We start from the raw sequence: 11,816 nt of genomic DNA, 5'->3' as shown, positions 1-11,816 counted from the left end.
ATTGAACTTTAATCTGTATAAAGCAGTTGGTTTCTCCACGAAGAGTGAAATGGTTTTTCCACTCGTAGGAGAAGCTCTATCTAAATCTTGTTTCTGATTTAGGTGGAGAGGTTCACAGAAAGACGGGAGAATAAGTTGGCCTAGACTGGCAAGGATAGTTAGAGGGGAAGCTATGTCCTTAAAAGTGGTTTCCTGAACTGGCAATTATGTGATGTATTAGATCCAAAGATGAAAGATTAATGGAGGTGAACTAGATGGGAGATACTATTTTAGAAATAAATGACTTACAAACGTACTTTTTCACATCGAAAGGAACGGTTAAAGCAGTAGAGGGAGTCAGTTTTAGTATTGAAAAAGGCCAGACATTAGGAGTTGTTGGAGAATCTGGTTCAGGAAAGAGTGTAACGGCATCATCAATTATGCAGCTAATTCCAAATCCTCCTGGTGAAATTGTTGGTGGAGAAATAAACTTTAAAGGTGAAAATCTACTTGATAAATCTATAGATGAAATTAGAAAGATTAGAGGAAATGAGATCTCAATGATCTTTCAGGAGCCGATGACTTCTTTAAATCCTGTCTATACTGTTGGGGATCAAATTGCTGAGGTGCTTAGATTACACCAAGGGTTAAATAAGGAACAGGCTTTAGAAAAGGCGGTAGTTATGCTAGAAAAGGTAGGGATTCCTTCTCCTGAGCAGAGAGTTCATGAGCATCCCCATCAATTGAGTGGTGGAATGAGACAAAGGGTAATGATTGCTATTGCTTTAGCTTGTAATCCTGAACTGTTGATTGCTGATGAGCCTACGACCGCTTTAGATGTAACTATTCAAGCTCAAATTTTAGAATTGATGCAGGATTTAAAGGATGAGTTTGAAACTGCAATTATGTTAATTACTCATGATTTGGGAGTAATTGCTGAAGTAGCTGATGAAGTGGCAGTTATGTATGGTGGAAAAGTTGTAGAAAAGACTGATGTCAAGACATTGTTTAAGAATCCACAACATCCATATACTGCTGGATTAATCAATTCAATACCTAAATTGCAGGCAGATATTAATCACCTAGAACCAATTAGAGGAGTTGTGCCTGATCCATTCAGTTTTCCAGCAGGTTGTAAATTTACTAATCGTTGTGATTATGCAATTGATAAGTGTCAACAGCAAGAACCACAATTAGAAGAGATTAATTCTGGTCATATTGTCCGTTGTTGGAAGCATGATTTATTAGACTTGAAAGCAGAATAGGAGGTGCAAGTTGATGGCAGAAGCAATTTTAGAAGTCAATAATTTAAAGAAATATTTTCCAATAAAAGGAGGCCTCTTCAATAAGCGACAAGAGGTAGTTAAAGCAGTGGATGGTTTGAATTTTAATGTTAAAAAGGGAGAGACTATTGGCTTGGTTGGTGAGTCAGGTTGTGGTAAATCTACAACCGGTCGAGTCTTATTGAGGTTATTAGATGCTACTGAGGGGCAAGTCTTATTTGAAGGGCGGGATATTCATTCTTTAAATAAAAAAGAACTACGTAGTCTGCGCAGAGAGATGCAGATGATCTTTCAAGATCCTTATGCTTCTTTAAATCCGCGGATGCAAGTAGGTAATATCATTGGTGAGCCATTAGAGATTCATGGCTTAGCTAAAGGGAAAGAGAAGAAGAGAATAGTAAAGGAATTATTAGAAAAAGTAGGATTAGTTCCTGATTATATATATAGATATCCTCATGAGTTTAGTGGAGGACAACGACAAAGGATTGGGATTGCTCGAGCCTTAGCTGTCGCTCCTAAAGTGATTGTCTGCGATGAGCCTGTTTCAGCACTTGATGTTTCTGTTCAGGCCCAGGTAATTAATTTAATGAAGGATTTACAGGAGGAGTTGGGACTGACTTATATCTTTATAGCTCATGATTTGAGTGTTGTGCGTCATATTAGTGATCGAGTTGCTGTGATGTATTTAGGAAGAATGGTCGAGTTAACAGCTAAGAATAAATTATATGAAGATCCTAAACATCCTTATACAAAAGCATTGTTATCGGCTATTCCTGTAGCTGATCCTGAGGTGAAAAGGGAGAAGATTATTCTAGAGAGGGATGTACCAAGCCCAATTAATCCTCCTAGTGGTTGTACTTTTCATACTCGTTGTCCATTTGCAGAGGATATTTGTAGAAGAGAAGTTCCAGAATTTGCAGAACAAGAAGAGGAACATTTTGTAGCTTGTCATTTAGGTAATTGACGAGGAAGAGCTAAAAACATTTAAGAAATCGTTTTTAGCAAGATTGCAAAACCTTGACATAAAGATGATAGTTTTGTATAATAATATTATAATTGTATTATTTTATTATAAATCACCGAAGGTTTTTTTGAAATTAATTTATGAATTTTGTAAAAAAATTAATCACAAACTACTGATTGTCATAATAAGTAAGAATTTTTAAAATTGAGGATGAGATTTATTGGGTACTGGATATCGATTTGATTAAATTAAAAAATGTTATTATTCTTAATTTTCTGAGGAAGGTAAATAGTTAACATTAAATTGACATGTAATTGTAAAAAAATATAGTGAACATATGTTATTTAGATTAATCAGTGCTAAATAGAGACAGTAACAACTTTAGTGATGTTAACTAGAGAGTTGTAATACGAAGTAAAGGTGTTGGAAATTAATAGAAAGGAGGATTTAGTAAGTATCAATTGTTTGAGATGTATTAGGAGGGTATTTAAGTTATGATTTGTTGTTTTTTAGAGAGCAATTTTAATTGAATTTGATAAAGAAGAAGGGAGTAGTGAAAATGTTTAAAAGTAAAAAAGTAATCTTATGTGTAGTTGCATTATTAGTTTTAACAGTAGGCTTAGTGGGGTGTGGATCAGAGGAGGCAGCTCAGACTGAATACTTTTCAATTGGTACTGGTGGAACAGCAGGTGTCTATTATCCGCTTGGTGGAGCTATAGCTAATTTGGTTGATGAAGAGGTGGCTAACTTAAGTGTTTCTGCTCAATCAACAGGAGCTTCTGTTGAAAATGTTAGATTGATTAGTGATCAGGAAGTTGAAATAGCGATCATTCAAAATGATATAGCAAGTTATGCTTACGATGGAGTACAGCAATTTGATGAGTCGGTACAAAATATGAGAGGGATTGCAACTTTATATCCTGAAGTTATTCAGATTGTAGTTAGAGACGATGCAGGAATAGAAGAAATTTCTGATTTGAAAGGTAAAAGTGTAGCAGTGGGTGCTCCTGGTAGTGGAGTAGAAGCTAATGCTAGTCAAATTTTAAATGCTTTTGGAATTACATATGATGATTTGGATGAAGATTACTTATCATTCTCTGAAGCGGCTGGCAGATTATCTGATAGACAGATTGATGCTGCATTCTTAACAGCTGGAACACCAACAGCAGCTGTAATGGATGTTGCTGCAACACAGGATATTGATTTGTTGAACTTTAGTCAAGAGCAGATAGATAAATTAAATTCTAAGTATCCTTATTTGACTGGAGTTGAAGTTCCGGCTAATGTTTATCGAGGTCAAGATTCTGAAGTAAGTACAGTTGCTTTACAGGCAACATTGATTGTCCAAGAAGATTTACCAGAAGATTTAGTTTATGAGATTACTGGAACTATATTTGAGAATCGAGATAGATTAATTAGTGCTCATGATAGAGCAGAAGAGATTACTATTGATACAGCTCAAGCTGGAATGACTATTCCTCTTCACCCAGGAGCAGAAAGATACTTTAATGAAGTAGAATAAATTTTAGATAGTGAGGGGAGGAATCCGGACATTGAATTTAATGTCCGGATATTATTTTATGGGTCTTTTTTCTAAAAAATCAATCGTGATATTATTAGCTATTATAATTCTATTCAGTTTGTTTTTATTAGAAGATGAATTATTAGTAATTAAAGATGGAGCAGGAAATATCAGATGGGAAGTTGTTAGCCATGATGGATTTGAATTTGCAATTGGATATCTACATTCGGTAGCTGGAACGCCTGTTTGGGAGTTTTTTCAAGTTGAGGATGGACAGTTATATTTAGTAGCGACTGAATACCAATCTTATGGAGCCGGTTTGCCTTTCTCAGATAAAAATAATCATAGTATTCAAGATGATAAATTTAAAATTGAAGAGATTGACCAAAGGTTAGATTCTATTTCATTGCTAATTGGAAATGAAACTGAACATAAATTCTTGATTGAGAATGAGGAATATGAACTATATAAAATAGTAGAGCCAACAAAAAGAGTAAAAATAGATCTTATAACTGATAAAAAAATTAGAGTTTGGAAGAGGGAGGTACTAAGATGGATGACAAGCCAATTAATGTAGAAGCGAAGGTAGATGAAGATTTATTAGAAGAAGTTGGAGTTATAGGTGAGTTAAAAGAATATAAGGGAATCATGACAATTTTTGTGACAGTGCTTGCAGTTATAATGTCATTATTCCATCTTTATACAGCAGGGTTTGGGGTTTTATTGGCCTTGAAGCAGCGAGCAGTTCATTTAGGTTTTGTTTTAGTTTTGATCTTTTTAATTTATCCAATTCATGACCAGTTGACTGATAATAAGGTGTTCAGGAAGCTTGATTATCTATTAGCTATTTTAGGAGTTATCGTTAGTGGTTATCTAGTTGTTAATTATCAAGAATTAGTTCGCAGAGCAGGAGTTTTTACTACACTAGATAGAGTAATGGCAGTAATTGCAATTATTTTGGTTTTAGAAGCAACGCGGCGGGCTATCGGTTGGGAATTGCCTGCAATTTCTGTATTATTTTTGTTATATGCTTACTTTGGCCCTCAGATACCAGGGATGTTAGGACATAGAGGTTATTCTCTTACTAGAATTGCTAGCCATATGTACTTTACAACTGAGGGGATTTTTGGTATTCCATTGGGGGTTTCAGCTACTTATGTATTCTTATTCTTATTGTTAGGTGCTTTTGCTAAAAGAACAGGATTGGGTGATCTATTTATTGATTTAGCAATGGCTTTGACAGGTAGAACGACTGGTGGGCCAGCTAAAGCAGCAATAATCTCTAGTGGGTTCATGGGTTCAATTTCAGGAAGTTCTGTTGCTAATACAGTAACAACTGGTTCTTTTACAATTCCTTTAATGCAGAAGGTAGGTTATAAAGGTTACTTTGCAGCGGGAGTAGAAGCGGCTGCCTCTACTGGTGGACAGATAATGCCGCCAATCATGGGAGCTGCAGCTTTTATTATGTCTGAATTTATTGGAGTGCCTTATATGGAGATAGCAAGAGCAGCTATCTTACCAGCTTTGTTATATTATTTGGCAGTTGGTTTTATGGTTCATTTTGAAGCTAAGAGATTAGGGTTAAGTGGAATGAGCAAAGAGAAAGTTCCTAAAGTTATCGAAGTTTTAAAGACAAAGGGCCAAATGATAATTCCTTTAGTGGCTATTTTCTATTATTTGTTCAGTGGCTATACTCCATTAAGGGCTTCTTTTGTCGGGATTGTTTTATCTTTTGTATTATGTTATTTACGAAAAGAAACAAGAATGAGTTGGCAGGATATAGTTGATACTTTAGAAGAAGGGGCCAAATCTGCTTTAGGTGTAGCAGCTGCTTGTGCTTGTGTTGGCTTTATAGTAGGGGTTACTACCTTGACTGGATTAGGTCTTAGATTTGCTAACTTAATCATTTCTTTAGCTCAGGGGAATTTATTCTTAGCTTTATTCTATACGATGATTGCTTGTACTATCTTAGGTAAAGGACTACCTACAACAGCTACTTATATCGTTTTAGCTTCAATGGCAGCTCCAGCTTTAGTAGAGTTAGGTGTTCCAGTCTTAGCAGCACACTTATTTGTATTATACTTTGGAGTAGTAGCAGATTTGACACCACCAGCTGCACTAGCAGCTTATGCTGGAGCAGGAATTGCAGGTTCTAATCCCTTTAAGACTGGAATTACGGCGATTAAATTAGCGATTGCTGGTTTTGTGGTTCCATTTGTCTTTGCCTATTCACCAGCGATGTTATTAATTGAGACTAATATTTTAGAAGTTGTTTTAATTGTAATCACTTCTATGATAAGTGTTTTTGCCTTAGCAGGAGGAATACTAGGTTATTTAAAACGAGAAGTTAATATAGTAGAACGACTCTTTTTATTAGTCGGTGCGTTAGCTTTATTAACGCCTTATTTATTAGCAGATCTGGTTGGTTTAATTATCTTAGGTGGAGTCTGGTTTATGCAAGGGAAGTCATTAGAGCAACCGGTTGAGACTGAAGCGTAAGGAATATTGTGGCACTTTTGTGCCACAATATAATGTACAGTTGACAATGGATACGGTTTTTGTGGTTTTCACGAAGGGTCTTGATAAAGACCTGTAGGTACAATTTACAATTAAAGGTCAAAAAATTAAAATTTTGAGACCTCTGAAAAGCCCTATATCTACAGGTTAGACTGTTTTGGATTTTAGGATTTTAATTAATTTTTCTCTGGTTTTTTAGCTTTTTTCTGACTTTTTTTACAGTAAAAAAAGTCAGTCGAGGAAAGGCTGATGTTTAGTCGCTTCGAAATTGATTTTAGGTTTTATGTTTTAAAATTATAAATTTAAAAGTTACGCTTAATATCAATAAATCAACAATTCAGGCTTTTTCAATAAAGAAAGATCTTGAAGCGGATCTCCTTTAATCCCAATCAAATGGGGTTTTTTATTTGGCTGTATACTCCCTAAATCTGATTGCCCAACTATTTGGGCATTGGAATAAGTAGCAAGTTTGATAATTTTTAAAGGTGATAATGAAGTTTGATTGAATAAGTTCAACTCCTGCCACAAGGAGTGACCATGCTTAACTTGGTAAGCTCCTGCATCAGTACCAATCCCTAATTTGGCCCCTAATTCAGCTGCTTTATCGATCATTTCAAGCTGGGTCTGGTAGGATTTTTTGATCACTTCTTGTTGGTTTGGAGAATACTCATCTGCTACTAATAATTGATTGGCGACTGGTACTACAGTTGGAATCCAAGGGATTTGAGCTTCAGCTAGTAGTTTTAATGATTCTTCACTTATAAAATAGCCATGTTCTAAACTATCAACTCCTGCCTTGATAGCAAGGCGGATTGCTTGATCGGAGCTAGCATGAGCCATTACTTTTAAGCCGTAGTGCCGGGCCAATCCAACTATTCGCTCTAGCTCCTGCTGATTGAATTGAAGCCCACCTACTTCTCCATAATTACTGAAGCTAATAATTCCTGAGACTAGAACTTTTAATTGGGCACTACCTGAATTGTAGATTTCTTTGATCTTTCTTCTTAAGTCTGATTCAGTCTTAACAGCAGTACCCAAAAATGAGCCGTAATGCTTCTCTTTATAGATTGCTTGACCAGTAGCGATGATTTTGGGCTTTAAGTTAGAATCGGCTTTTTGCTGATAATCAAGGGCAATGTTGGCCCGATCACCACCATCTCGAACTGCTATTATTCCTTGATGTAAGATAGTTTTTAGCTGTTTAGTAATTCGCTCTTCAGTCTTAGCTGGTGACTTCCACTCTTCGATCGTCTTTTTGAAGTTGGCCCCATCCAATGCTAGATGGACATGAGCATCTAGCAAGCCTGGTAGGATAGTGAAATTGTTTAGATCAAGTTGCTGGTAAGTTTTAAAATTTTGGTTGAAATGCTTTTTTTGTGGTATGATTTTGTTGATCTTACCCTGCTCAATAATGATGGCTTGTTTTCGTTGGGGAGTATTACTGATTCCATCAATTATTTTTCCTGCCAGAATAGCTAATTTTTTATTGGAGCTAATTCGTTTAATCTTCATGCTTGACTCTCCTTTATTAATTAATTTGTTTAAAATTAAATAGTACAAGGAAAAATAGAACTGATTGTCGAACTCTTTATCAAAGTGGTTAGTCTAATCTTTATTATAATAAATTTTCTTCTTAATTTGAAGGGGGGATAGTTTGAGGCAGATTGGAATTATCATTATAATGGTTTTGATTTTTTTATATTACTTGAAGTTTCGGAATAGGACTGATGGTGAAGTTTTGTTGGCCCGGGCTGAGCAAAAAATTGATGCCGGGGATATAACTGCTGCTAAGATGTTATTGCACAAAGCAGGAAGTTATCAGGTGAATAGGGAAAAATTTGTTGAGCTTGAACGAAAAATCAACATATTAATTTCTGAAAGAAATAAATAAATGTTGTTGAGCTCATGAATATCCTAAATTTTCTAAAAGATTTGTCAAGCTGAAACTAGTTTGATATAATGAGTAATGTTGAATAATCTAGTTTAAGTTCAAGGTTAAGTAAGAGCTAAACTTTTATATTTTTAATGGCTAGCTTAAACTTAACTTCAGCCTTAAATTCAAGATAAATATTAATAAAAAAAGTTAACATACATGATAAAGATCTTACATGTTGAAAATAAGTTGGTGTAGGGGGAATCCCATTGATTCTAATGATAGATAATTATGATTCATTTACTTATAATTTAGTCCAGTTTTTACGTGAATTAGGGGAAGAAATAGTAGTTAAACGAAATGATCAAATTACGATTGAGGAGATAGAAGAGCTAGATCCAGAGTTGATAGTTATCTCACCTGGTCCTTGTACTCCTTTAGAAGCAGGAATTTCAAGAAAGATAGTAACCCATTTTAAAGGAGAAAAACCTATTTTAGGAATCTGTTTAGGACATCAAGTTATAGCTTATGTATTTGGAGGTAAGGTAGTCAAAGCATTGAAGCCTGTTCATGGCAAGGTACATGCTATTGAGCATCAAAACAAAGGGGTCTTTAGGGGGCTTAATAACCCTTTAAAGGTAACAAGATATCATTCTCTGGTTGTTGAAAGGGATGGCTTACCATCAGAACTGGAAATTACAGCAGAGACTGAACAAGGAGAGATTATGGGGATTAGACATCGAGATTATCTGTTAGAAGGAGTTCAATTTCATCCCGAAGCAATCTTGACAGAGCAAGGACATGATTTATTAGAGAATTTTATTATTGAAGCAAAAGGGGCAAGTAGCAATGATCAAAGAAGTTAAGACAGACTTAGATGTATTCGAATTATATACATTATTTAAGGATGATGATCATAGTTTCATTCTTGATAGTTCTTTACACGAAAATAGATTAGGGAGATATTCTTTTATAAGTGCCAATCCATTTAAGATCTTAAAATATAAGAATAGTGATTTAAATCCATTGGATGAATTACGGCAAGAATTAGCTAAGTATGAAGTGGAAAATAATACTGAACTGCCATTTGTTGGAGGGGCGGTAGGTTATTTATCCTATGATTTATGCCATTATATAGAAGATTTACCACGAACAGCGGTCGATGATGTCAAAGTACCCGATCTCTATTTTGGGTTATATGATTGGGTTTTGGTAGTCGATCATTTTGAGAAGAAGACTTACTTAGCTACACCAGACCTCAATTCAGCTAAAGAAGAAGAATTGATGATAGAGGTATTGGCAAGAATTGAAGCAGGGGAGAAGGAAGGACTGCCAGCTGTTTGTTATCAACAGTCGGATTATCCCCCAACCAGGATAGAGTCTAATTTTTCCAGAAAGGATTATTTAGCGGCAATTGAACAGGTAAGGGACTATATTATGGCTGGTGACATCTATCAAGCTAATTTGACGCAGAGATTTAGAGGTCAAGTAACAATGTCAAGTTATGAATTATACCGTGATTTAAGACGGATCAGTCCAGCTCCATTTGGTTCTTTTTTGAATTTTGCTGAGGTTGATATTCTTTCTAATTCACCAGAGAGATTTATTAAAGTTGAGGATCGGGTGGTGGAAACGAGGCCGATTAAAGGGACTAGACCACGAGGTGAGACTCCTGAAGAAGATTTGAGACTTAAAGAAGAGTTATATAATAGTGAAAAAGATCGAGCTGAGTTATTAATGATCGTTGATCTAGAAAGAAATGATCTAGGAAGAATTTCTAAAACGGGGACGGTTAAAGTTCCTGAGCTATTTGAATTAGAGGAGTATGCTAATGTACATCATTTAGTAGCTACAGTGGTAGGAGAGTTAAAAGAAGATAAGGATTTAATTGATTTGATCGAAGCAACCTTTCCCGGTGGTTCGATTACAGGAGCGCCTAAGATTAGATCGATGGAGATTATAGATGAGTTAGAACCGACTCAGAGGAATCTTTATACAGGTTCGATCGGTTATTTTGGATTTGATGGTAGTCTCGATTTGAATATAGCGATCAGAACTATTGTCAAGAAAGATGACGATATTTACTTCCAAGTTGGTGGTGGAATAACTTGGGATTCTGATCCAAGTGAGGAGTATGATGAAACTCTTGATAAAGCCAAGTCGATTATGGCTGCTGTGAGGGGTTATTATGAAGGATAAAATCTCTTTTAGCAGTGAGTTGGCTAAATTTGGTGTAGGGTTGTTTGAAACGATGAAGGTGGTTGATGGTAGAGTTATATTTTTAGAGGAACATTTAGATAGATTATATGATAGCCTTGCTGATTTGGAAATTCCGCTTGAGATTAGTAAGCAAGATTTAGAGCAGGAGATATTAGATTATGCTCAAGGAATGGACAAGAAGGCATTACGGATTACAGTCTGTGATGAAGGGTATAACTTTTCTACGCGTGAGATTCCTTATCAAGAAGAGGACTATCAGTGTGGTTATAGATTGATGTTGGCCCCGCTAAAGAGAGGACAGAGTGCTTTATATCAGTATAAAACTACTAATTATTTTGCCAGCCTGTACTCTAAACGAGCAGCATTGAAAGAAGGGTATGATGAAGCATTATTCGTTAATTTAGAGGATCTAGTATTAGAAGGTTCGATGACTAATCTCTTCTTTATTGAGGAAGATAAAGTAGTAACTCCTAAGAGTGATTTAGGCTTATTACCAGGAATAATCAGAGGTAAGGTAATCGAGGTAGCTAAGGAGTTAGGAATAGAAGTCGAGTTGGCTGAAATTAAGTTAGCTGAATTGGATAGATTTCAAGCTGCTTTTGCTACTAATAGTTTGGTAGATTTGATCAAAGTTAAGGAGATTGAAGGTGTAGCATATGAAGAAGATAATCGATTATTTGCTCAAATTAATCAGTATTTTAAGGGAAAGGTGTATAGTTTTTAAAGTTCTCTGAAAAATATAATATAACTTAAAATTTAGAAGGGATGAGTGAAGAGTGGATACGAAGAAGATAGAGGATGCCGTTAGAGATATTTTAGAGGCAATAGGTGAAGATCCTGAACGGGAGGGGTTAAGAAATACTCCAGAAAGAGTAGCTAAGATGTATGGAGAGATCTTTTCTGGGGTAAAAAAAGATCCTAAAGAGATGCTCGAGCTTCATTTCGAAGATGAAAATTATGAAGAGTTGGTATTATTAAAGGATATAAGTTTTTATTCAATCTGTGAACATCACTTAATACCTTTTTTTGGGAAGGCACATGTAGCTTATATTCCTAAGGATGGTAGGGTAACTGGACTGTCAAGATTGGTTAAGGTTATAGAAACAATAGCTCAAAGACCTCAACTACAAGAACGGATGACTAAGACTGTAGCAGATAATATAATGGAAGTCTTAGAGCCTTATGGTGTAGTATTAGTGATTGAGGCTGAACATATGTGTATGACGATGAGAGGGGTTAAAAAACCTGGAACGAAGACGATAACTTCAGCAGTGAGAGGTAAATTTACTGAAGATACTGCTGCTAGAAATGAAGTAATGTCCTTGATTAATAATAAATAGTTGTCGTAAAAATTAGCAATAAATATAGATGTCTAACTTTAAAGTGAAGTTTTATTACAATTATGGTGTGATCTGTTGCGATATGAAAAGTATCGCCTAGTATTGTGAAGACAATCTA

At 35.4% G+C, this 11,816-nt stretch carries 11 protein-coding genes; 10 read left to right on the top strand and 1 reads right to left on the bottom strand.

The window, feature by feature from the left end; all coding sequences use genetic code 11:
* Positions 1-254 precede the first annotated feature (254 nt).
* From MWH25_RS11690 to MWH25_RS11670, 5 genes are all read left to right on the top strand, one after another.
* Positions 255-1,244, top strand: coding sequence for an ABC transporter ATP-binding protein (locus tag MWH25_RS11690; RefSeq protein WP_248627829.1), 990 nt, complete (start codon positions 255-257; stop codon positions 1,242-1,244).
* Between the two features lie 13 nt (positions 1,245-1,257).
* The gene (locus MWH25_RS11685; RefSeq protein WP_248627828.1) at positions 1,258-2,226 is read left to right on the top strand and encodes an ABC transporter ATP-binding protein; all 969 of its coding nucleotides are present in this window, start codon (positions 1,258-1,260) and stop codon (positions 2,224-2,226) included.
* 559 nt (positions 2,227-2,785) lie between these two features.
* Positions 2,786-3,748 carry a TAXI family TRAP transporter solute-binding subunit gene (locus MWH25_RS11680; RefSeq protein WP_248627827.1) on the top strand — a complete coding sequence of 321 codons (963 nt, stop codon included), beginning with the start codon at positions 2,786-2,788 and terminating at the stop codon, positions 3,746-3,748.
* A gap of 40 nt (positions 3,749-3,788) precedes the next feature.
* Entirely contained in the window at positions 3,789-4,325 is a 537-nt protein-coding gene (locus tag MWH25_RS11675) for a DUF1850 domain-containing protein (protein ID WP_248627830.1), read from the top strand.
* Positions 4,301-6,247, top strand: a complete 1,947-nt coding sequence (locus MWH25_RS11670; RefSeq protein ID WP_248627826.1) for a TRAP transporter permease — start codon at positions 4,301-4,303, stop codon at positions 6,245-6,247. Before MWH25_RS11675 ends, MWH25_RS11670 begins: the two co-directional genes overlap by 25 nt.
* A gap of 339 nt (positions 6,248-6,586) precedes the next feature.
* Here the strand turns inward: MWH25_RS11670 and MWH25_RS11665 are convergent, their stop codons facing one another.
* Positions 6,587-7,777, bottom strand: a complete 1,191-nt coding sequence (locus MWH25_RS11665; RefSeq protein ID WP_248627825.1) for an amidohydrolase family protein — start codon at positions 7,775-7,777, stop codon at positions 6,587-6,589.
* 142 nt (positions 7,778-7,919) lie between these two features.
* Here MWH25_RS11665 and MWH25_RS11660 point away from each other — a divergent pair, with 142 nt between their 5' ends.
* The 5 genes from MWH25_RS11660 to folE all read left to right on the top strand — a co-directional run bounded on the left by MWH25_RS11660 (position 7,920) and on the right by folE (position 11,698).
* Positions 7,920-8,156: a hypothetical protein gene (locus MWH25_RS11660; protein WP_248627824.1), complete on the top strand. Its 237-nt coding sequence runs from the start codon at positions 7,920-7,922 to the stop codon at positions 8,154-8,156.
* Positions 8,157-8,407: 251 nt separating this feature from the next.
* Entirely contained in the window at positions 8,408-9,004 is a 597-nt protein-coding gene (locus MWH25_RS11655; protein WP_248627823.1) for an anthranilate synthase component II, read from the top strand.
* Positions 8,988-10,337, top strand: coding sequence for an aminodeoxychorismate synthase component I (gene pabB / locus MWH25_RS11650; RefSeq protein ID WP_248627822.1), 1,350 nt, complete (start codon positions 8,988-8,990; stop codon positions 10,335-10,337). The genes MWH25_RS11655 and pabB overlap by 17 nt, the downstream gene beginning before the upstream one ends.
* The gene (locus tag MWH25_RS11645; RefSeq protein ID WP_248627821.1) at positions 10,327-11,082 is read left to right on the top strand and encodes an aminotransferase class IV; all 756 of its coding nucleotides are present in this window, start codon (positions 10,327-10,329) and stop codon (positions 11,080-11,082) included. The genes pabB and MWH25_RS11645 overlap by 11 nt, the downstream gene beginning before the upstream one ends.
* A gap of 52 nt (positions 11,083-11,134) precedes the next feature.
* Entirely contained in the window at positions 11,135-11,698 is a 564-nt protein-coding gene (gene folE / locus MWH25_RS11640; RefSeq protein WP_248627820.1) for a GTP cyclohydrolase I FolE, read from the top strand.
* The last annotated feature ends 118 nt before the right edge of the window (positions 11,699-11,816 follow it).

It is taken from the genome of Natroniella acetigena (assembly GCF_023227745.1).
GTDB lineage: Bacteria > Bacillota > Halanaerobiia > Halobacteroidales > Halobacteroidaceae > Natroniella > Natroniella acetigena.
Note: the sequence above shows the minus strand (reverse complement) of the source record. Positions and strands in the feature narration are given on the sequence as shown.

What these genes read in the sequence shown, in the direction of transcription:
- MWH25_RS11690 (WP_248627829.1), top strand. Translation starts at nt 255, where the DNA reads ATGGGAGATACTATTTTAGAAATAAATGACTTACAAACGTACTTTTTC.
- MWH25_RS11685 (WP_248627828.1), top strand. Translation starts at nt 1,258, where the DNA reads ATGGCAGAAGCAATTTTAGAAGTCAATAATTTAAAGAAATATTTTCCA.
- MWH25_RS11680 (WP_248627827.1), top strand. Translation starts at nt 2,786, where the DNA reads ATGTTTAAAAGTAAAAAAGTAATCTTATGTGTAGTTGCATTATTAGTT.
- MWH25_RS11675 (WP_248627830.1), top strand. Translation starts at nt 3,789, where the DNA reads ATGTCCGGATATTATTTTATGGGTCTTTTTTCTAAAAAATCAATCGTG.
- MWH25_RS11670 (WP_248627826.1), top strand. Translation starts at nt 4,301, where the DNA reads ATGGATGACAAGCCAATTAATGTAGAAGCGAAGGTAGATGAAGATTTA.
- MWH25_RS11665 (WP_248627825.1), bottom strand. Translation starts at nt 7,777, where the DNA reads ATGAAGATTAAACGAATTAGCTCCAATAAAAAATTAGCTATTCTGGCA.
- pabB (WP_248627822.1), top strand. Translation starts at nt 8,988, where the DNA reads ATGATCAAAGAAGTTAAGACAGACTTAGATGTATTCGAATTATATACA.
- MWH25_RS11645 (WP_248627821.1), top strand. Translation starts at nt 10,327, where the DNA reads ATGAAGGATAAAATCTCTTTTAGCAGTGAGTTGGCTAAATTTGGTGTA.